A 20677-nucleotide genomic window follows, 5' to 3' on the forward strand; every position below is an offset into this window, starting at 1 on the left:
ATGAAACAACTGCTTTCAACTATGAAACATTGCTGAAACATTCCTGAGAGCTCGCTCACCATGCAGCCCCGCCAGCCCCGCATCATCGTTCTCATCAGCCACCTGGAACGCCCGCTGCAACAAAGCCGTCTGGCGCGCGTGGTCAATAGCGTGCTGGCTGACTATTCGGCCGAAACCAGCATCCGCGTGCTCGACACCACTGTCGCCGAGTCTTTGCAACTGGCCCGCGAGCTGGAGCAGAACGACGAAGCGCAAGTCTTTATCTGCGCAGGTGCTACCGCCGCCCACTTGCGCAGACACCTGAGCCGCCCGGTGCTGTCGATGCGCGTGGGTGGGGCCGATCTGCTGCGAGCCCTGGAACAGGCGCGACTGCTTTCACCGCATATCGCCGTCCTCAGCTATGCGCGGATCAACGCCGATCTTGAGTCGATGGCGTCACTGTTCACCGTGCAGATCCATCAGGCGAGCTACCTCACACTGGAAGAAGCCCGCAAAGCGGTGGAGCATGCCCGCAACCTCGGTTACCAGACGGTGATTGGCTCATCCACTGTGGTTGAACTGGCCGAGCGTGCCGGCTTGCACGGCGTGCTTTCATTGAGCCAGGACACGGTGCGCAAAGCGCTGGAAGAAGCGCTGGGTATCCTCCACAGCCAACGCGTCGAAATCGCCAAACGCCGACATCTGGACGGGGTGTTGCAGCACATCCCGACCGGTGTGGCGGCGGTCGACAATCAGGGCATCGTGCAATCGCTGAACCCTGCACTGGAAGCGTTGCTGGGCATGCCGGCAAGCCGTCTGCTGGGCCGTCCGTTGCAGGAGTTTTGCCCGGAACTGGCGTTGGACGACGTACTGCGCAGTGGCGTCGGCGAAGAAAACACCGTCATCCGCGTGGGCCAGAATCTGGTTGTCAGCAATATCCTGCCGATCCTGGAAGACGGCCAACGCACCGGACTGGTGTTGACTTGCCAGGACATCTCGGCGGTCCAGCGTGCCGACCAGCGCATTCGCGCGACGCACCGTCCCAGCGGATTCTCGGCCAAATACCGCCTGGAGCAAATCAACGGCAAAAGCCTGGCGACTCACCAGTTGCTCAAGCTCGCCGAGCGCTATGCGGCCACCTCCTCTACCGTGCTGATCACCGGCGAAAGTGGCACCGGCAAGGAGTTGTTGGCGCAAGGCATGCACAATGTCAGTACTCGCCAGCGCGGGCCGTTTGTCGCGATAAACTGTGCGGCGTTTCCCGAGTCGTTGCTGGAAAGCGAGCTGTTCGGCTACCAGGAAGGTGCCTTCAGCGGCTCGCGTAAAGGGGGCAAGCCCGGATTGATCGAGGCCGCCCATCGCGGCACGTTGTTCCTCGACGAAATCGGCGACATGCCGGTGTCATTGCAGACTCGTCTGCTGCGAGTACTGCAGGAACGCGAGGTGCTGCGCCTCGGCGCCACCGAACCGATCAGCATCGACATCCGGATCATCGCCGCCACCCATCAGGACTTGTCCCAAGCCATTGAAGCCGGAGACTTTCGCAGCGACCTCTACTATCGCTTGAACATCCTGCGCCTGCAGACAGTGCCTTTGCGCGAACGTCGTGAAGACATCACCGACATCGCCCGCGCCATTGTGCTGCGCCTGAATGCAGACAAACACGTGCCGCGATTGCAGGAACGCTTGCTCGATGCACTGCTGCCCAAGCTCATGGCGTATGCCTGGCCCGGCAATATCCGCGAACTGGAAAATATCGTCGAACGGGCAGTGCTTTCAGCACAAGAGCTGCTGCAAGGCACCGCGATTGATGAGCGAACCCTCGCCCTGGTGGTGCCCGAACTGCTGAAAAGCCAAGCCTTGCCTCAGGCCACAGCGCAGGCAACGCCGATGACCACCGACTTGAAGAACATCGCCAAGGAAAAGGAAAAACAACACATCCTCGAAATGCTCCAGGCCTGTAACGGCAACCTGGCGCAAACCGCCACTCAGTTGGGCATCAGTCGATCCACCTTGTGGCGGCGCCTGCAATAAATCGGCATTGCACCCCGCGCGCAATCCTGTGTGCGGGGTGACCGGGGGCTTACTGGAACACTTCAAAGAGCCCGGCCGCGCCCATGCCGCCACCCACGCACATGGTTACCACCACGTACTTCACACCGCGCCTCCGACCTTCCAGCAAGGCGTGCCCGACCATGCGTGCGCCACTCATGCCGTAAGGATGACCGATGGCAATGGAGCCGCCGTTGACATTCAAGCGGGCGTCATCGATACCCAGGGTGTCGCGGCAGTAAAGCACCTGGCAGGCGAAGGCTTCGTTGAGTTCCCACAGACCAATATCGGCGACCTTCAGACCGTGTTGCTTGAGCAGTTTGGGCACCGCCAGCACTGGGCCGATGCCCATTTCTTCCGGGGCGAGGCCGGCCACGGCGATGCCGCGATACAGACCCAACGGCTTGAGATTGCGCTGTTCGGCCAGACGCGCATCCATCAACACGCAGGCGCTGGCGCCGTCCGACAGTTGGCTGGCGTTGCCGGCGGTGATGCAGCCGCCCTCGATCACCGGTTTGAGGTTGACCAAATCTTCCAGACGGGTCTGCGCACGGTTGCCCTCATCGGCACGCAAGGTGACTTGCTCCAGACGTGTTTCGCCTGTGGCTTTATCGGTCACCTGGCGCAGGCTGCTGACCGGGATGATTTCGCCGTCGAACAGTCCGGACTGCTGCGCAGCTGCGGTGCGTAGCTGCGATTGCAGGGCGTACGCGTCCTGCGCCTCGCGGCTGATCCCATAGCGCTGGGCAACCAGTTCCGCGGTTTTCAGCATCGGCATGTAGGCGTGGATGGCATTGCGCTCCACCTGCGGATCACGCTCGGCGTAGGCCCATTCCATGTTGCGGTGCTGCTCGGCGCTGATGTTTTCCTGACCGGCCCCCACCGTGACCGGCATCCCGTCGACGATGATCTGCTTGGCGGCGGTGGCGATGGCCATCAGTCCCGAGGCGCACTGGCGATCCAGGGTCTGGCCGCTGACCGACAACGGCAGCCCCGAGGCCAGCGCCGCCATGCGGGCGAGGTTCAAACCGGCTGTGCCGCTGGTCAGTGCGGTGCCCATGACCAGGTCTTCGATTTCCCCGGCTTCGATGCGGGCACGTTCGACTGCGGCACGAATGGCGTGGCTGGCCATGGTCGGCGACTTTAGGGTATTGAATGCGCCCCGGAACGCCTTGGCGATCGGTGTACGGGCTGTGGAGAGAATGACGGCTTCTTTCATGATCGAAAACTCCTTGCGTGACAGATTGGAGCGGCCACCGCGCGGTGGCCGCCGAATGATCAGATGCGTTCGATGCGGGACTTGCCGCTGGCCACCAGACGCTCCAACAGCGCTGCCGGCTGGAACCACATCGCGCCATAGGCACCCAGTGCCTGGCGGTAATGACCGATGCGTTCAAACACCTGGGCCAGCCCCAGCCCTTCGGCGTAATGCATCGGTCCACCGCGCCAGGCCGGGAAGCCGTAGCCGTTGATCCAGACCAGGTCGATGTCGCTGCTGCGCTGGGCGATGCCCTCGTCGAGCAACTGAATCCCTTCGTTGATCAGCATCAGCAGGCAGCGATCGTGGATTTCCTGATCGCTGATCACTCGACGCGGGATGCCCAACTCACCGGCGATTTGCTCGGCCAGTGCGACCACTTCTGGATCATCCTTACGCTCGCGACCTTCGTAGACGTAATAGCCTCGACTGGTTTTCTGACCGAAACGGCCGAGGGCATAGAGCGCATCGGCGAGTTTGCAGTAGCCCGGATCATGGGCAATGAGCTCACGGCGCGACTCGCGCACCAGGAAGCTGACATCGATGCCGGCCAGGTCGTGCATGGCGATCACGCCCATCGCCATGCCGAGACCGGTGAGCACCTTGTCGATCTGCGCAGGCGCGGCGCCTTCCAGCAGCAGACGGTGCGCCTCGCGGGAATAGGGTTCGAGCATGCGATTGCCGATGAAGCCGAAGCACACCCCGGACACCACCGGGATCTTGCCGATGCGCTTGGCGATTTTCAGCGTCGTGGCCAGGACATCGGCCGCCGTAGCCGTGCCGCGCACCACTTCAAGAAGGCGCATGACATTGGCCGGGCTAAAGAAGTGCAGGCCGACGACGTCCTGTGGCCTGCGGGTGACAGCGGCAATGGCGTCGACATCCAGCGTGGAGGTATTGCTGGCTAGAATCGCGCCTTCCTTGCACACCTCGTCCAGGGTTCGGAACACCTGCTGCTTGACTGGCAGACTCTCGAACACGGCTTCGATCACCAGGTCGACGTCGGTGATATCGGCGTAGTCCAGGGAGCCGTGGATCAGTGCCAAGCGCTGTTCCATTTGCTCAGGCGAGAGCTTGCCGCGCTGGACACTGCTGTCGTAGTTCTTGCGGATCAGTGCCAATCCGCGCTCCAGCCCCTCGGCCTTGAGCTCCAGCAGCGTCACCGCCATCCCCGCGTTGGCGAAGTTCATGGCAATCCCGCCGCCCATGGTGCCGGCGCCAATCACCGCAACCCGGGCAATCGGCCGGATCGGCGTATCCGCGTACAGACCCGGCAGTTTGCCGACTTCACGCTCGGCGAAGAATACATGGCGCAGAGCCTCGGATTCGCTGGAAGCTTCGGCCTCCTTGAACAGCTCGCCCTCTCTGGCCAGCCCCTCGACCAATGGTAAATGGCAAGCTGCCTCAATGGCCGCGACCACCCGCTGCGGCGCGCTCTGGCCTTTCCAACGCGACTGATTGGCAGCGCGGTGGTCGACGAAATAATTCGTTGGCAGGGCTGCACCCGGATTCGGATGCGGCCAGGCCGGACGCGCCGGTGCCTGCCTGGAAATCAGCTCTGCGGCGAAAGCCTTGGCCGCCTCGAGCAGGCTATCGGTGGTATCCGTGACACGATCGAGCAGTCCCAATGCCAGTGCTCGACTGGCGTTGATCGGCTGCCCGGATGCAATGATCTCTAGCGCCGCGGCGGCACCGATCAGACGCGGCAAGCGCTGAGTGCCACCCGCGCCGGGCAGCAAGCCAAGCTTGATTTCCGGTAATCCCAGACGCGCCCCGGCTTGCGCCACGCGGTAGCCGCAGGCCAAGGCGAGTTCCAGCCCACCGCCGAACGCCAGGCCACCGATGGCGGCAATCAAGGGTTTGTCCAACTCGGTCAGGCGAGTCAACAGATGTGGCAGGTCCGGCCGGGCGAACGATGCAGGGCTACCGAACTCGGAAATGTCCGCGCCGGCGCTGAACGGCAATCCAGCGCCGTGGAGCACAATCGCTTTCACGCTGTCGTCGGCAGCGGCACGCTCGCAGGCCTCCAGCAATTGTTCGCGCAAGGCCTGGCCGAGGGCGTTGACGGGGGCACGGGCGAGGCCGATCAGGGCCAGGGGGCCTTCGTTTTGATAATGGATCAAATCATTCATGGATATTTTCTCGTTCGGGTAAAGGCGCGGATACCGTGAGGAACTCGATTCCCTCAGCTCAACGCGCTTTCCCGAATCAGCTTCTTGTTGATCTTGCCGACGCTGGTCTTGGGGATTTCGGCGACGAACTTGAATTGCTTGGGGATTGCCCATTTGTTGATTCGGCCGCAGGCCACGAACTGTTGCAGATGGGCTTCGAGCATCTGCTTGTCGACAAACTGCCCCGATTCACACACCACCAGCGCCATGGGCCGTTCGCCCCATTGCTCATCGGCAATGCCGACCACGGCGACGGAGGCGACCGATGCGTGCTCGCTGATCAGGCTCTCCAGGTCCAGGGAGCTGATCCACTCGCCGCCGGTCTTGATCACGTCCTTGATGCGGTCCTTGATTTCCACCCTGCCTCGCAGGTCGATGGACGCCAGGTCACCGGTATGCAACCAGCCGTTTTCCCAGAGCTCGGCGCCTTTTTCCGGTGACTTCAAATAGCCTTGGGTCAACCACGGTGCACGCACCACGATTTCACCCAGGGACTCGCCGTCATGGGCGACGGCATCGCCGTTGGCATCAATGATTTTCAAGTCGACCATAGGAATCGGCAGGCCGGTCTTGATACGAGTGGGCAGCTGCGCGCAGGCCGACTGTTCCAGCTCCTCGGCCCGCAAGAAGCTCAGGCACAGCATCGGACAGGTCTCGGACATGCCGTAGCCGCTGTGGACTTGAATGCCTTTGGCACTCGCCTGATTGGCGACCCCCAACGTCAGCGCACTGCCACCGAGGAGCATTTTCCAGCCGTCGAAACGGGTCCTCTGACCTTCGTCGCAGCCGAGGATCATTTGCAGGATCGTCGGCACGCAATGGGAAAAAGTCACCTTCTCTTCCCGAAACAGCCGAACCAGACTATTGGGCTCGTAACGGCCAGGGTAGACCTGTTTGATGCCCATCAAGGTCGCGACATACGGCACGCCCCACGCGTGAACGTGAAACATTGGGGTAATCGGCATGTACACGTCATCCGAACGCAGCAACGGCAGGCTTTGGTAAACGCCCAGGGTGCCGACGGCATTCAAGGTGTGCAGCACCAATTGGCGATGGCTGAAATACACACCTTTCGGCTCGCCGGTGGTGCCGGTGGTGTAAAACAGCGTCGCCACCGAATTCTCGTCGAAATCGGCGAAGTCATACTGACTGGCGGCCTGGGACAGCAGGCTTTCATACTCGCCCAACACCGGCAGCCCGTTATCCGTTGCAGCGTCATCCGTCAGGCGGATATAGCCTTTGACGGTGCTCAGCCCCTCGTGGATCTGCTCGATCATCGGCAGAAAATCATCATGCACCAGCACCAGGTCATCCTCGGCGTGGTTCATGGTGAACAGCACTTGCTCCGGTGACAGGCGAATATTCACCGTGTGCAGCACCGCGCCGATCATCGGCACGGCGAAAAAACACTCCAGGTATCGGTGACTGTCCCAGTCGAGCATGGCCACGGTATCCCCGGCCTTGACCCCAGCCGCCGTCAGCGCATTGGCCAGCCGATGGATCCGCTCGATGAGGGTCTTGTAGCTGTAGCGCAGCTTGTCGGCGTAAACGATTTCATTGCCAGGTGCGTATTGCACCCCCGACAGCAACAGGCTTTTGATCAGCAACGGATAGGAGTACGCACCGGCTGCCGGCGGGATTATTTTTGTCTTCAGCATGGTCTGGCTTTCCTGATTCAAAACTGCGCCGCCTCCAGCAGATAAAGACTTTCGCTACCGGCCATGACCGATGCGCTCAGTGAGTCAATACGTGGCAGCAGACGGGAGAAATAGAAACGCGCCGTACCGAGCTTGCTGGCGTAGAAGTCATCCTCGGACTGTTTGCCCAAGGCGGCTTTGGCCATCAGCGCCCACATGTAGGCGTAGGCGGTGTAGCCAAATACCTGCAGGTACTCGACCGAGGCCGCGCCGATTTCATTCGGGCTGTTCGTGGCGCGATCCAGCAACCACGCGGTCAATTCGTCGAGGGTATCCACGGCGGCGTTCAAGGGTTTGGTGAATTCTGCGAGGTCGGCGCTGGCGTTGGCGGTGAAGTTGCGAATTTCCGAAGCAAACAGCCGGTAAAGCGCCCCGCCACTGCCGACGATCTTGCGCCCGGCCAGGTCCAGGGACTGGATGCCGTTGGTGCCTTCGTAGATCTGCGTGATGCGCACGTCACGCACCGCTTGCTCCTGACCCCACTCGCGAATGTAGCCATGGCCACCAAAAATCATCTGGCCGTGCAGGGTACTTTCCAGCGCCATGTCGGTGAGAAATGACTTGGCCACAGGCGTCAGTAACGCCACCAGCTCTTGGGCGCGAGTGCGTACCGTCTCCTCTTCGCTGTACTTGGCCGTGTCCAGTTGCAAGGCGACATAGCTGGAAAATGCGCGCCCGCCTTCGTTCAAGGCTTTCATGGTCAGCAGCATGCGGCGCACGTCGGGGTGGACGATGATCGGGTCCGCGGATTTTTCCTTGTGCTGCGCGCCGGTAGGCGCGCGGCTTTGCAGCCGGTCTCGGGCGTACGCGACGGCGTTCTGATAGGAGCGCTCGCCTTGGGCCAGGCCCTGGATGCCCACGCCCAGACGCTCGTAGTTCATCATGGTGAACATCGCCGCCAGACCTTTGTTCGGTGCGTCGACGATCCAGCCGGTGGCGCCATCGAAGTTCATCACGCACGTGGCCGATGCCTTGATGCCCATCTTGTGTTCGATGGAGCCGCAGGACAGCGCGTTGCGTTCACCCAGCGAGCCGTCGTCATTGACCAGCACTTTGGGCACCAGGAACAGCGAAATGCCTTTCGGTCCGGCCGGTGCATCGGGCAGGCGCGCCAGTACCAGATGGATGATGTTCTCGGTCAGGTCATGCTCGCCGCCGGTGATGAAAATCTTGCTGCCGCTGACCTTGTAGCTGCCGTCAGCCTGGGGTTCGGCCTTGGTGCGAATCATGCCCAGATCGGTGCCCGCATGGGCTTCGGTCAGGCACATCGAGCCGCTCCAGACGCCGGCATACAGGTTCGGCAGGTACTTGGCTTTCAGCGCTTCGCTGGCGTGGACATTGAGCGACAGGCAGGCCCCCGCCGTCAGCATCGGATACGTGCCGAACGACAGGTTGGCGGAAGCGACCATCTCTTCGACCTGCGCCGAAATCGCCTTGGGCATGCCCATACCGCCGAACCGAGACTCGCCGCCGACACCGACCCAACCGCCCGCGGCGAAGGCTTGATAGGCCTCGGCGAAACCGTCCGGAACGGTCACCAAACCGTTGTTCCAGGCGCAGCCTTGTTCATCACCGCTACGACGCAGCGGCGCGATGATACCTGCGCTGATCTTGCCGGCTTCTTCGAGGATGGCGGCAGCCGTCTCTTCGTCAACGACCTCGGACAGACCGGGCAATCTGGCCCAGAGCCGGGAGACCTCAAAAACTTCATTGAGCACGAAGCGCATGTCGCGCAGAGGGGCTTTGTAATCGGACATGATTGAATTACTCAGACAGTGTGAGGGCATGACGCGCCCCCGGTTTTTCGGAAGAGTCGTGCCCACTGACACGCACCACCGGCTGCTCCGGTGCCGCCTGTTTGATAAGCGAGGGCGTGCGCAACAGGAAGTACGAAAGCGCAGGAATCAGAATCAGCGCACCAAGCATGTTCCACAGGAACATGAAGGTCAGCAGGATGCCCATGTCGGCCTGGAACTTGATCGGCGACCAGACCCAGCACACCACGCCAGCAGCGAGGGTGATGCCCACCAGCCCGACCACCCGGCCGGTGAACGACACGGCATTGCGGTAGGCCTCGGACAACGGCAGGCCTTGGCGCTGGAAGTGCAACTGCACACTGAGCAGGTACAAGGCGTAGTCCACGCCAATCCCCACCCCGAGGGCGATCACCGGCAGGGTCGCGACTTTCACGCCGATGCCCATGGCCACCATCAAGGCTTCGCAGAGGATCGAGGTCAGCACCAGCGGCAACAGGGCCACCAGCGTGGCGCGCCAGCTGCGGAAGGTGATCAGGCAGAACAAGGTCACCGCTGCATACACGTACAACAGCATGGTGTGGTTGGCTTCGCGCACCACGATGTTGGTCGCCGCTTCGATCCCGGCGCTGCCGGCCGCGAGCAGGAACTGGCGGTCTTCGGTGCTGTTTTCCTTGGCGAACTTGTCGGCGATCGCCACCACGGCGTCCAGGGTTTCAGCCTTGTGATCCTTGAGGAAGGCGATCACCGGCATCAGCGAGCAGTCGGTGTTGAACAGCTCCGGGGAGTTGACCGAGGCTTGCTGCGCGGCGTAGTTGAGCACGTCCTGGTTGCGCTGGATGCTGTTGAGCTTGGGGTTGCCTTCATAAGTACCGGCGGTGATCTGGCGTACCGCGTTGACCAACGACGAGGTCGCCTGCACGCCCGGATACTGTTGCAGCTCCCAGGCCAGACGATCGGCCAGCACCAGGGTCTTGTAGTTCAGACAGCCTTCCGGTGCGGTCTTGATCATCACCGCGAACAGGTCGCTGGACAGCGCGTAATGCTGGGTGATGTAGGCGTTGTCGCGGTTGTAGCGCGAGTCGGCGCGCAGCTCCGGCGCCCCGCTTTCCAGATCGCCGATCTTCAGGTCAAGGCTGACCACGAAACCGCCGATGCCCATCAACACCGCGACCAGCACGGCGCCGGTGGCCCACTTGGCCGTGGTGAAGCGATCGAGCGCGTCCCACAGTTTGCCGAAGCCTTTGTGCTTCTCGGCGCGGTTGTCGATTTTCAGCGCACGCTCGGCGGCTTTCGCGCCGACACCGACGTAAGACAATGCCACTGGCATCAGCAACAGCGAGGTGAAGATCAGCACCGCGACACCGATGCTGGCGGTGATCGCCAGGTCCTGGATGACCGGGATGTCGATCAGCATCAGCACCGCGAAGCCCACGGCGTCGGCCAGCAGCGCGGTGACCCCGGCGATGAACAGACGGCGGAAGGTGTAGCGCGCGGCGATCAGTTTATGGGTGCCACGGGCGATGTCCTGCATGATGCCGTTCATCTTCTGCGCGGCGTGGGACACGCCGATGGCGAAGATCAGGAACGGCACCAGCACCGAGTACGGATCGATGGCGTAACCGAGCCAGGCGACGATGCCCAGTTGCCAGACCACCGCAACCAGCGAGCAGCCGACCACCAGCAGGGTGCTGCGCACGCAACGGGTGTAGGCATAGATGATGATCAGCGAGGTGACCACGGCCAGGCCGAAGAACATCATCACCTGGATCAGGCCGTCGATCAGGTCGCCCATCAGTTTGGCGAAGCCGATCACCCGGACTTTGTAATGGCCGCTGCCTTCGACCCCGGATTTACGCGCCGCGCTGTCGCCGGCGTATTCGATCTTGTCGCGCAACTGCTCTTCGAGCATCTGCGAGAAGGCGTGGTAGTTGATGCGTTGGCCGCCGGCGGCGGCCTTGTCCATCAGCGGCACGATCAGCATGGTCGACTTGAAATCGCTGGCCACCAGGCTGCCGACGATACCGGCACGGGAGATGTTCTGGCGCAGCTGTTCAATGTCCGAAGGCGAGCCCTGATAACTGTCGGGCATCACCGGGCCACCCTGGAAACCGTCCTCGGTGACTTCGGTCCAGCGCACGGCCGGGCTCCACAGCGACTTCATCCACGCACGGTCGACGCCTTCGGTGAGGAACAGCTGGTCGTTGACCTGCTTGAGCACATCGAGGTAAGCGGGGTCGAAAATATCGCCCTGGGTGTTCTCGACCACCACCCGCACCGAGTTGCCCAGGCCGCGCAGTGAAGCGCGGTTTTCCAGGAAGTTCTGGATGTAGGGCTGGCTCTGCGGAATCATTTTTTCGAAACTTGGCCGCAACTCCAGGCGCGTCACGGCCATGAAACCCAGGACCACGGTGGCCAGCGCCATCAGCAGCATGAACAGCGGGCGGTAGTTGAACACCAGCCGTTCGAGGAGGTTGCCGGAGCGTTGGTCGAAATCGCGCAGTTCGCGAATCACCGGCATGGCGTCTTGTTTGATATTGCCCATGTCTGGGTTCTCGCTCTTAGGGTTCGAGGGCTGGATCGACGGTCAGCGTCTGGGCGCCGCGGCTGCCCGCGACCACCAGTGCACCATCGGCGGACTGGGTGGCGCCGGCAACCGGTGCGCGCGCCGGTTGCTGCGTCAGACGCATTTGCGCGCCAGTCCCTTGGCTGACCAGCATCTGCCCGCCCTGGGTGAACAGGCGGTAATGGCCACGGGCATCGATCAGGCCGGCGGTGATGCTGACGTGCAGGCCGCTGTCCAGCGCGGTCCAGTTCTGGCCGCCGTCGGTGCTGCGCAACACGTTGCCGCGCAAGCCATACACCAGCACTTCGCCGGGCTGGCCGACGACACCGAAGAAGCTGCCTTGATACGGCGTTGGCACGGCGGCGAAACGCTGGGCGCTGTCATCCCATTTGAGCAACAGGCCTTGCTCGCCAGCGATGTACACACTGTCGCCGGTGGAGGCGATGGCGTTGAGGTGGAAACCCTGGGGGTTCTCGGTGCGGTCCTGATACGGCGTCCATGTCTGGCCACCGTCGTCGGTGCGCAGGATCAGGTTGAACACGCCGACCACGTAGCCGGTTTTTTCGTTGGCGAACCAGACGCCGAGCAGCGGTTTGTCCGCGCCCTGATCGGCTAGTCGTTGGCCTTCCATAGCCAACTGGGGCCATTGCTCGTTGCTCGGCTCGGCACTCGCCAAAGCCGTGTAATGCTTGACCAGCAAGGCGCCGATCTGACGACCGTCGAGTTGCTTTTGCCAGGTCGCGCCGGCGTCGCTGCTGTGCAGCACCACGCCGTCGTTACCCACCGCCCAGCCTTGGGTGGCTGTCGGAAAATTCACCGCAGTGAGGTCGGCACTGGCCGGCACGGCGGCCTGTTGCCAGTGCTTTGCAGAATCATCGGAAAACAGAATATGGCCACGCTGGCCGACGGCAATCACGCGCTCACCGGCGCGGGTCATGCCCGACAGCGGGCTGTTGATGGCCAAGGCACTGACCCTGGCAGGCAGGTCCAGCACGTCGACATATTCGGCCGCCTGGGTGACGCCCTGCGACAGGCAGAGCACAACGCCAAGGGCCAGTAGCAACCTGTTATTTTTATATGAACACATACTGCGTCCTCTTCGGAAAACCGCGCCCTGCAAGTCCTGCCGTTTGTAGGAGCGAGCACGCGCCGGGCGGCATTCCGACGATGGACGTTAACGATGACACGTGCTGTCTGGATGCCCGCGTCGCCCTCTGGTCCATCGTCGGAACGCCGCCCGGAGCAGGCTCGCTCCCACAATGCGGTTGGCTTAGCGAATGCCGGAGCCTGCGAGAGCATCCGGCACCCACTGCGCCTTCGACAGAGGCTCGATGTACTTGACGCCACCGTACGGCCCGACGATGCCATTGATGTTGTAGTTACCGCCCACCAGGTCGTAGATCATGAACGGTGAAGTATCGGGGGTCAGTTTGTCGTAGCTCTGGCTGAGGAAAGCGAAGGAGCCGCGATAGAGCTGACCACGGGCGTCGTATTGATCCGAGGCCAGAGCGATCCAGCTGTCTTCATCCAGGTAGAAACGGCGCTTGTGGTAGATGTGGCGTGAACCGGACTTGAGCGTGCCCTCCACCACCCAGACCCGGTGCTTCTCCCAGCGCACATAGTCAGAGGCAAGATGGTTCGGCGTGGTCAGCACCTTGGGGTCCTGCGCGTAGGTGAGCTTGTAAGTGTTGTAGGGCACGATCATTTCCTGCTTGCCCACCAGCTTCCAGTCGAAGCGATCCAGCGCACCGTTGAACACAAAGGTATCGTCGTAGGTGTTGGTCCCTGCAGTACCGGGGTTAGGCGTGTCGTAGGCCAGGTCCGGCGCCAGTTTCACCCGACGCTGACCCGGCAGGTACTGCCAGGCCTTGCGTGGCTGCACCAGGGGATTGGCCGAATCCTTGAGCATGATCGCTTCCCCCGCACGACGCGCGGGGCCGGTGTAATACAGCTTCATCTGGTAGAAAATGTCTGTGCTGCTGATCAGCTTCGACATGTCTTCGTAGACCGGATAATTCATGTACGACAAACCGGTGGTGGCCAGGGTCGGTACACCGGCGGCGTCGACGGTCCAGGAGTCATATTTTGACGTGAGGTTGACACCCAGATAACGCAGCAAGTGGTTCCACATCGCCTCGCTACCTGACTGGGGAATCGGGAACGGAACGCCGGGCAGGACATTGTCAATCGACAGCCCGCCTTCAAGAGACTTGGCGCCCGTGGCGTTTTTCCGGCTGTTGTCCAACACCGACTGAGGCAGGGCTACCGTACGGTGAGTCGGATAGACATTGATGTGATAACTGGGATAACGCTTGGCCAGTTCCACCGCGGTCGCTGTGAGCATGCCCTTGTACTGATCGACGTTCTTGCCATCGATCACCAGCAGCGGTTTTTCATCGGCAAAAGGGTCCGGACGCATGCTGTCGCCGGCCTTGAAGCTGGCCGGCGGCGTGGTCAGCCCGCCTTTATAGGCAGGGATTGAACCATCGGCATTGCCGGCCATTTGGGCGCCGACACCGGTCAGGCTGGTGCCCAGTTTCGCCGCTTCTTCAGTCGATACTCCGGCTTGAGCTTGAGCCGCAATGACGCCTGCGAGGGAAATCGCCAGCACGCTGTATAGAAGTCTCATCTGAACTCTCTCCACTTGTTGTTGTAATCCGAGGGTCAATCAGAAGGTGGTTTTGAACGAGGCCGTGACCATCCCGCGGTCCTTCAGCAGCGGTGACAGGCCTGCTTGGGAGGTGATCTGACCGGGGATGCATTCGTACCGACCATTGGCACCGGGTGTGTTGTTATCGAGCCCGGTTTCACAGGTATCGAATGGACCAAAGGCATCGACGTATTTGAGGTCGAATTTGTATTTTTGATAAACGTCCGCGGCGACGCCGACGGAGTAGCTGCCAGCATCCTCATTGCCGCCTAACTGAACGGCCGAGTTGCCCTTGAGGCCAACGTTGTAGGAGAGGGGCATGGACAGATCGACACCCGGGAATACCTGGAACCAGGTTGGTGTGAAGTTGGCGGCGAGGGTGTAGGCATTGGTATCAACCTTATCCACGCCTCGATAGCTGGAGTCGCCCTTGAAGGTCTGCTTGCCCTTATCGACACTGACCAGATGGGTCAGCGTGCCTTCTACCGCCAGGGATGAGGCGTCCCACACCGGGGTGTCGCCAAAGCTCACCAGGCCATTGAGTACCACGTGAAAAGTCTTGCCGCGGGCCAGCCCGGTTTCACCTTTGCCCGGTACGGCACCGATCAGGTTGGCACCGTTGACCAGGCCCTCGCCGGCCAGGGTATTCAAGGTCGGATTGATGGTGCTGAAGTTGCTCACCAGCGGCATGTTTTCGCGGTAATTCAAATCGAGACCGACACTGACCGGGCCGACACCCTTGGACAGGCTGATACCGTAGATGTCGATGTCATCGGCGTAGGCCGTCAGGTACTCAATGCCTTCCAGACCCGCCAGACCAGGCTTGTGCAAGTTAGGCGCATTGATCAACACCGACGGCATCGTGTCCGAGGTGTTGCGGTAGTAGAAACCCAAGGTGCCATTCAGCCATTCCGGGCTCCACTTGGCCATCAGCCCGAAGTCGCCAGAGTTATGCGGTTTGACGTCGTGCCCACGCGGCGCGCCGTAAAAGGCACCTGCCCCGCCAAGCAGCGACGGCAAGGGCAGCCAGAACACATCAGCCCCTTCGCCAAGCATGTCGTAGCCGCCCATGTAGGTCCCGCCCTCGGGCAGCCGGGAGTTCTGGAACTCCAGGAAGTACTGTGCGCCCAGGGTGAGTTGCGGATTGACCGTGAACGACATGGACAGTTGGTTACGCGGCAGGAACAGCTCCTTGGTTTCGGTGCCTGGCACGTTGTACAACTTGGCAATGTCCAGCGCTGACTGTCCGTAGTTGATGCCGTTGGCCGCGTTGAACAGGGTTTCGCCCCAATACACGTTGTGCTTGCCAAGCTTGGCACTGAACATCGACTCCTCACCGACCTCGGTGCTGTAGAACACAAAGGCATCGAGGATTTCGCCGGAAGGTCCGTTGTAATAACGGTCGGTGTAGTTGCTCAATCCATGTCTGCTGGCCGCGTGGCCGTTCAGCGAGGTACCCGGCTGAATCGAACCGGCCTGACGCGCTGCAACCAGATTGCCCGCGTTGCCCGCCTGCCCCGGAAAAGGGTTGGAGTTGGACCCGACATTGTCATAGGCATGGTCGTACCAGCTCGCGCCACTGACACGAAAACCCATTTTCCGTTGGTAAACTACGTCCAGTTCAGTCAGCAAGTCGACCCGCTGTGTGACTGCGCTGCCGACGCCAAAATTGTTGTCGCCGTCGTTGAGGTTGGAGGTGTTGGCAATCTTCGAATTTTCGCCTTCGACCCGTTGGCCATAACTGGCCTTTAGCGTGTTGTCGAAACGTACGGTCCAGTCCTCACTGCCATTGTTGAACTCAAAGGCTTGGGCTGCCGGCATGACGGCGAGTGAAATAGCAGTGGACAGCAGGCTGGGCAGTAAGGCGCTGTGACCTGTAGAGGTATTCATTGCGTTGTCTCCATTTTTTGTTTTTGTTTTGGGTATCAACAACGGCTCACGTCCGGTCCTGGCGCTGACGTGAGTGTCTGATCAAGCGGTTTTTTTGGTATGTGCGCTTAGCGATCCAGCGTGTCGATGAAGCCTTCGGCTTGAGGCCACTCACCGTATCCGGCGGCCGGATTGAGATGACCTACCGCGCCGAGATTGACCAACTGGCTGCCCCATTGCCCGGCCATCCGAGTCACGGACGCAAGGCTCGCAAGGTGGTCGTTGGTACTGGCTGCGACAATCGAAGGGAATGGCAGAGGTGCTGTTGGCAGCGGATTCCAGCCATTGGCCCGCAGGCTTTCAGGGGACGGGTAGCCGGCTGGCCAACTGGCTTCAAGATCCGGCGGTGCGGCGAGCAAGGCACCCTTGATCGGGCGATCATGTCGAGCGGCCCAGTGCACGACCATCAACACACCGGCACTGTGGGCCACCAGAATGACCGGACCGCAAATCGTCTCCAGTTCGCGCTGGATAGCTTCCACACGCGCCGCCAGACTGAGCTTGTTCTCTTCCAGGGGAGGCACCGAACGGACCTTGTCCAACCTGGCTTGCAGCAGCGTTTGCCAATGCTCCGGCACATGATCACGCAAGCCGGGAACTATCAAAATCGTGGTGTCACTCATCGCCCTTTTCACCCCTTGCACAATCCATCGAACGGTTCGCGAATGTCTCGAACCCTGCCAGCAGCACAGTAGAATTCGCCCTATCGGAGCGGGTTACATTTAGCGTCAGCGACTTCCCTTTTCGTGACAATAAGCCGTAATCAGCGTGGTGGATTTAGCACCATCGGCACTTTCCATTTGCCGACCAAGTCTCTATAACTGGCAGGCAATTGCGACAGCGAGATCTCATTTGTCACTACATGGAATGTATTTACGCCATGCCCGTACAAGCACGAACCGCCGTACTGACCAACTACCTGGATGTGGCTCGCCATCTGCGGCTGAACGCCAACGTCCTGCTGGCCGAAGTGGGTTTGAGCCCTTCGATGCTGGCCGACCAAAGCCAGCGTATTCCGGCCACGACCGGCATCATCCTGCTGGAGAAATCAGCGCTTCTGAGTGGGTGTGACACCTTCGGCCTGCGTATGGCCGAGCTGCGTCAACTGGCAGATTTTGGTGAAGTGAGTCTGCTGCTCAGTCACCAGAACAATCTTCGTGACGCGCTGAAAGTGATCGTGCATTACCGTCAACTGATCAACGATTCACTGGCGATTTTCGTCGAAGAATCCGGCAAGACGGTGATCATTCGCGAAGAACTGGTGACCGACATGGGCACCAACAATCGCCAGTCGATCGAACTGCTCATCGCCGTGATGCACCGCTTTTGCGCGGCCCTGCTCGGCGCACACTGGAACCCGATCAACGTCTGTTTCACTCATGACGCGCCGGCGGACCTCTCGGTGCATCGGCGGATCTTCGGCTGCAAAGTGGACTTCGGTTGTGAGTTCAACGGCATCGTTTGCCCTGCCTCCAACCTCGACGCCGCCAATCCTTTGGCCAACGAGGCCATGGCCCGACATGCACAGCGCTACCTGGATTCTCTGTTGCGCGAATACGGTAACTCCGTAGCGTTCGATGTGCGCAAATCCATCTACCTGTTGCTCCCCATGGGCCGTGCGACCATTGCGCAAATTGCCCAGAGCCTGGGCATGAACGTGCGCACCCTGCAGCGCCGCCTGGGCGAAGAAGGGGCCAGTTTCAGTGAGTTGATCAGTTGCGTGCGCCGCGACCTGGTCGTTCGCTATCTGGAGAACCCGGCCTATTCGCTGGGGCGTATCGCCGACATGCTCGGCTATTCCATGCCCAACTCATTCACCCGCTGGTTCGTTTCACAGTTCAATATGCCACCCGCCACCTGGCGCAGTGAACACCGGATCGGGATGCGCAAAGACAGCTGATGCAGCATGCTGCGACCCGCCGTGAGTCGTCGTGCTTAACCAGCGGACAACCCGGCTTGGCTGCCTGGTTTGCTGCACCTGCTGGTATTGCCCATTGAAAAAAAACGGCCGCCTGCTACAACAGGCGACCGCTAAAGGAGCACATTCGGGGCACCACCCTGACTCGTATTCGAGTCGTCCGCTGCGAGGGGCGACCCTCGACAGCGCGCCTGACTACACGTCTGTCACCGTCACGACGACACCTCCATCATGGTTTTTGCCGACGTTTGTTCGACCTCTTCGCTGTGCGCACGCGCGATGTCGTCGAGATAGTGAGAACGGACATAGTAAAACACCGCTACCGCCGCGATGCTCATCAACGGCACCCACTGGAAGGCCCCGTGCAAGCCGATGAGATCGGACACCCTTCCAGTCACGAAGGGCCCCGGCGCCAGGCCGAGCATATTATTGACCAAGGTCAGAACAGCAAACGCGGTGCCGTGCACCTTGTAGTTCGTCAGGTTCGCGACCGTGGCAATGATCGGGCCGTTGGCGCCAGTGACGAATAGCATCGCCAGGCCGATCAGTCCCAATTGGACAGGGCCCGACGACTGAACCAGTGCCAGCGACATCAGCAAACAACTGGCCAGGCAGAACACCATGCACATCTCGATCTTGCGCAACGGCGATTGACGGGACAGGCGATCGCTGAGCATACCGCACAGGATTGCGCCGGCTCCACAGCACAGCACCATGACACCGGACACGGCGCCGGCCTTGCCCTCGCCCAATCCGTAGTAACGGTTGAAATAGCTCGGCAGCCACACAATCATGCTGCCGGCAACGAACGTTTGCAGGCCGCTGGCGATGTAAGTGGCAATCACCGAACGGGTGCCGTACAAGGTGCGCAGCGGGCGCTTGACCGCCACTTTGCTGCCGACCTCGGCCAATCGCTGCGGGGCTATTCGGGCTTCCTTGACGATAATCGGGTAGAGCACGGCCAACACCAGGCCAAACAGCGCCATACTGGCGAATGACCAACGCCAGCCAAGCTTGACGGCAACCGCCCCGCCGATGGATATGCCCAACACAGAGCCAAACATAGCGCCTGCCATGAACGCGCTGGCGAGGGTCGCACGCATGCTTTTTGGAAACACCGATACCACTACCGCGATGCCGACGCTGCCATAGGCCGCTTCACCAACACCCACCATGAAACGCGCAATCAACATCTCCTGGTAGTTCTGTGCCAAAGCGCAGCCCAGGGTGGCCAGACTCCACAACAACGCCATCAGCGCCAGACTCTTGACACGACCAAAGCGGTCGGCGAGCAGTGACAAAGGAATGGTCAGCAGGCCAACCATCAAGGCAACGATGCCGCTTAGCAGGCCGAGTTGGCCGTCGCTCAAAGCCCACTCGCCCTTGAGAATCGGGAACACGGCATTGAGGACCTGCCGTGACATGTAATCGGAAATCAACAAGCCAAAAGTCAGCACAAACACAATCCAGGCGTAGCGGCGCGGAATGCCAATCGAAGTATCCATTTCATCGGCCACAGTACTGTGATGAAACGCCATGCTGTCTCCTCGGTGTCTAGCACCCTATTGTTATTGTTTTTTGGTCTTGCTCACGCGCTAAGGTGCTGGGGCAGAATACCTGCCCCAGCCTCTGGATCAAGCGCGCTGTGGTATGCCCTTCTGCCCTGCTGCGCGGTTCGGCGCCAGGCCATTGGCCAACAGGGTTTCTTCAACGGTTTTGTACTGCACGCCGATGCGGTAGATATCACGCGCTTCTTTACCGGAGGCGATTTCACGCCCCAGCTCGTGGGCAATGCGCACCGTTTGCCTGACCTGTTCTACGGAAGAGAAGCGCTTGCCGTGCTGATCGATAATGGTGTCTTCATTACCGAGCCTTGGGTGCAGCCCCATGGCCAGGGCAATCGTATTGAGTGGTAACACGTTCTTGAGCAACGACTCCGCCGTCAAGGTGCAACCATCCGGCACACGATTGATGAAGTTCATCAGGTTCATCGGGTTCGGGCCGTCAAAACCACCACCGATACCGATCCAGGTCAGGTTCATCGGCCCCTTGTAAATGCCCTTGCGCACCAAACGCTCGAGGGTTTCGTAGGCATGGATGCCGGTCAGCTGGAAGTGCGGCTGGATATTGCTGGCCTGCAGTCGCTTGAGGTGCTCGGCAACCCAGGCAGGCCCTGCCGGCACGGTCATTTCGCTATAGGCCGCATGGGTGGCCGGATCAAACAGGGAAGTGTTTTCGATGCCTTCCGGATACAGCAGTTCGGTAATGGTCATTTGAATGGTGTTGATGGCGACGGTGACCTGATCCGGCTTGGGCGTCAGTTCTGCGAGCATGTGCCGGGTATCGTCGGAAAGCCACAAGGCTTCTGCACCGTCGCCTTCAGGTGCAAAGGAAATCGAGCCGCCAACCTGGATGATCATGTCCGGTACGGCCTCACGCACACCGGCAATCAACTCGTTGAATTTGGACAGACGCTTGGACCCTTTACCGTCCAGCTCGCGCACATGCAAATGCAGTACGGTCGCACCGGCTTCATAGCAATCGACGGCCGCTTGCACGTGCTCGTCCATGGTCAGCGGAATGTCTTCCGGAAAGTCGCCAGGCATCCATTGGGGTGCATAGGGGGCGACGGTAATCACCACTTTTTCCATATTTTCCGGGTGCAAGGAATCGTCGAAAAACTGCATGGTCATCTCCTTTTTT

General features: G+C 60.6%; 13 protein-coding genes. 2 read left to right on the forward strand and 11 right to left on the reverse strand.

What is annotated here, in order from left to right; genetic code table 11:
• The first annotated feature begins 60 nt into the window (after positions 1 to 60).
• A complete protein-coding gene (gene prpR / locus QMK58_RS18520) occupies positions 61 to 2013 on the forward strand; it encodes a propionate catabolism operon regulatory protein PrpR (protein WP_053158371.1) in 1953 nt (650 codons plus the stop codon).
• A gap of 49 nt (positions 2014 to 2062) precedes the next feature.
• Here prpR and QMK58_RS18525 read toward each other — a convergent pair whose 3' ends face one another.
• The 9 genes from QMK58_RS18525 to QMK58_RS18565 all read right to left on the reverse strand — a co-directional run bounded on the left by QMK58_RS18525 (position 2063) and on the right by QMK58_RS18565 (position 16679).
• On the reverse strand, positions 2063 to 3250 hold the full coding sequence (locus QMK58_RS18525; RefSeq protein ID WP_320395249.1) for an acetyl-CoA C-acyltransferase: 1188 nt from the start codon (positions 3248 to 3250) through the stop codon (positions 2063 to 2065).
• Positions 3251 to 3309: 59 nt separating this feature from the next.
• Positions 3310 to 5421, reverse strand: coding sequence for a 3-hydroxyacyl-CoA dehydrogenase NAD-binding domain-containing protein (locus QMK58_RS18530; RefSeq protein ID WP_320395250.1), 2112 nt, complete (start codon positions 5419 to 5421; stop codon positions 3310 to 3312).
• 53 nt (positions 5422 to 5474) lie between these two features.
• Positions 5475 to 7118 carry a fatty acid--CoA ligase gene (locus QMK58_RS18535; protein WP_320395251.1) on the reverse strand — a complete coding sequence of 548 codons (1644 nt, stop codon included), beginning with the start codon at positions 7116 to 7118 and terminating at the stop codon, positions 5475 to 5477.
• Positions 7119 to 7135: 17 nt separating this feature from the next.
• On the reverse strand, positions 7136 to 8914 hold the full coding sequence (locus QMK58_RS18540) for an acyl-CoA dehydrogenase C-terminal domain-containing protein (protein WP_053158362.1): 1779 nt from the start codon (positions 8912 to 8914) through the stop codon (positions 7136 to 7138).
• Positions 8915 to 8921: 7 nt separating this feature from the next.
• Positions 8922 to 11456: an efflux RND transporter permease subunit gene (locus tag QMK58_RS18545; RefSeq protein ID WP_053158359.1), complete on the reverse strand. Its 2535-nt coding sequence runs from the start codon at positions 11454 to 11456 to the stop codon at positions 8922 to 8924.
• A 16-nt stretch (positions 11457 to 11472) separates the two neighbouring features.
• Positions 11473 to 12564, reverse strand: coding sequence for a WD40/YVTN/BNR-like repeat-containing protein (locus QMK58_RS18550; RefSeq protein WP_053154895.1), 1092 nt, complete (start codon positions 12562 to 12564; stop codon positions 11473 to 11475).
• A 183-nt stretch (positions 12565 to 12747) separates the two neighbouring features.
• Positions 12748 to 14106 (reverse strand): DUF1329 domain-containing protein, encoded by a 1359-nt coding sequence (locus QMK58_RS18555; protein ID WP_053158355.1) that lies wholly within the window; start codon positions 14104 to 14106, stop codon positions 12748 to 12750.
• Between the two features lie 39 nt (positions 14107 to 14145).
• A complete protein-coding gene (locus tag QMK58_RS18560) occupies positions 14146 to 16017 on the reverse strand; it encodes a DUF1302 domain-containing protein (protein WP_053158350.1) in 1872 nt (623 codons plus the stop codon).
• A gap of 107 nt (positions 16018 to 16124) precedes the next feature.
• A complete protein-coding gene (locus QMK58_RS18565; RefSeq protein WP_053158348.1) occupies positions 16125 to 16679 on the reverse strand; it encodes an RBBP9/YdeN family alpha/beta hydrolase in 555 nt (184 codons plus the stop codon).
• A gap of 257 nt (positions 16680 to 16936) precedes the next feature.
• On the opposite strand from QMK58_RS18565, the gene QMK58_RS18570 reads away from it, so the two are divergent.
• Positions 16937 to 17956 (forward strand): AraC family transcriptional regulator, encoded by a 1020-nt coding sequence (locus tag QMK58_RS18570; protein ID WP_053158345.1) that lies wholly within the window; start codon positions 16937 to 16939, stop codon positions 17954 to 17956.
• A 230-nt stretch (positions 17957 to 18186) separates the two neighbouring features.
• Here the strand turns inward: QMK58_RS18570 and QMK58_RS18575 are convergent, their stop codons facing one another.
• Together QMK58_RS18575 and QMK58_RS18580 are read right to left on the reverse strand one after the other, a co-directional pair.
• Positions 18187 to 19512 (reverse strand): MFS transporter, encoded by a 1326-nt coding sequence (locus QMK58_RS18575; protein WP_053158342.1) that lies wholly within the window; start codon positions 19510 to 19512, stop codon positions 18187 to 18189.
• Between the two features lie 96 nt (positions 19513 to 19608).
• On the reverse strand, positions 19609 to 20661 hold the full coding sequence (locus QMK58_RS18580) for a 3-keto-5-aminohexanoate cleavage protein (protein WP_053158339.1): 1053 nt from the start codon (positions 20659 to 20661) through the stop codon (positions 19609 to 19611).
• Positions 20662 to 20677: the final 16 nt, after the last annotated feature.

It is taken from the genome of Pseudomonas sp. P8_241 (assembly GCF_034008315.1).
GTDB lineage: Bacteria > Pseudomonadota > Gammaproteobacteria > Pseudomonadales > Pseudomonadaceae > Aquipseudomonas.

Excerpts from the sequence above, each read along its gene's own strand:
- prpR (WP_053158371.1), top strand. The coding sequence starts at position 61 with ATGCAGCCCCGCCAGCCCCGCATCATCGTTCTCATCAGCCACCTGGAA.
- QMK58_RS18525 (WP_320395249.1), bottom strand. The coding sequence starts at position 3,250 with ATGAAAGAAGCCGTCATTCTCTCCACAGCCCGTACACCGATCGCCAAG.
- QMK58_RS18530 (WP_320395250.1), bottom strand. The coding sequence starts at position 5,421 with ATGAATGATTTGATCCATTATCAAAACGAAGGCCCCCTGGCCCTGATC.
- QMK58_RS18535 (WP_320395251.1), bottom strand. The coding sequence starts at position 7,118 with ATGCTGAAGACAAAAATAATCCCGCCGGCAGCCGGTGCGTACTCCTAT.
- QMK58_RS18540 (WP_053158362.1), bottom strand. The coding sequence starts at position 8,914 with ATGTCCGATTACAAAGCCCCTCTGCGCGACATGCGCTTCGTGCTCAAT.
- QMK58_RS18545 (WP_053158359.1), bottom strand. The coding sequence starts at position 11,456 with ATGGGCAATATCAAACAAGACGCCATGCCGGTGATTCGCGAACTGCGC.
- QMK58_RS18550 (WP_053154895.1), bottom strand. The coding sequence starts at position 12,564 with ATGTGTTCATATAAAAATAACAGGTTGCTACTGGCCCTTGGCGTTGTG.
- QMK58_RS18555 (WP_053158355.1), bottom strand. The coding sequence starts at position 14,106 with ATGAGACTTCTATACAGCGTGCTGGCGATTTCCCTCGCAGGCGTCATT.
- QMK58_RS18560 (WP_053158350.1), bottom strand. The coding sequence starts at position 16,017 with ATGAATACCTCTACAGGTCACAGCGCCTTACTGCCCAGCCTGCTGTCC.
- QMK58_RS18565 (WP_053158348.1), bottom strand. The coding sequence starts at position 16,679 with ATGAGTGACACCACGATTTTGATAGTTCCCGGCTTGCGTGATCATGTG.
- QMK58_RS18570 (WP_053158345.1), top strand. The coding sequence starts at position 16,937 with ATGCCCGTACAAGCACGAACCGCCGTACTGACCAACTACCTGGATGTG.
- QMK58_RS18575 (WP_053158342.1), bottom strand. The coding sequence starts at position 19,512 with ATGGCGTTTCATCACAGTACTGTGGCCGATGAAATGGATACTTCGATT.
- QMK58_RS18580 (WP_053158339.1), bottom strand. The coding sequence starts at position 20,661 with ATGCAGTTTTTCGACGATTCCTTGCACCCGGAAAATATGGAAAAAGTG.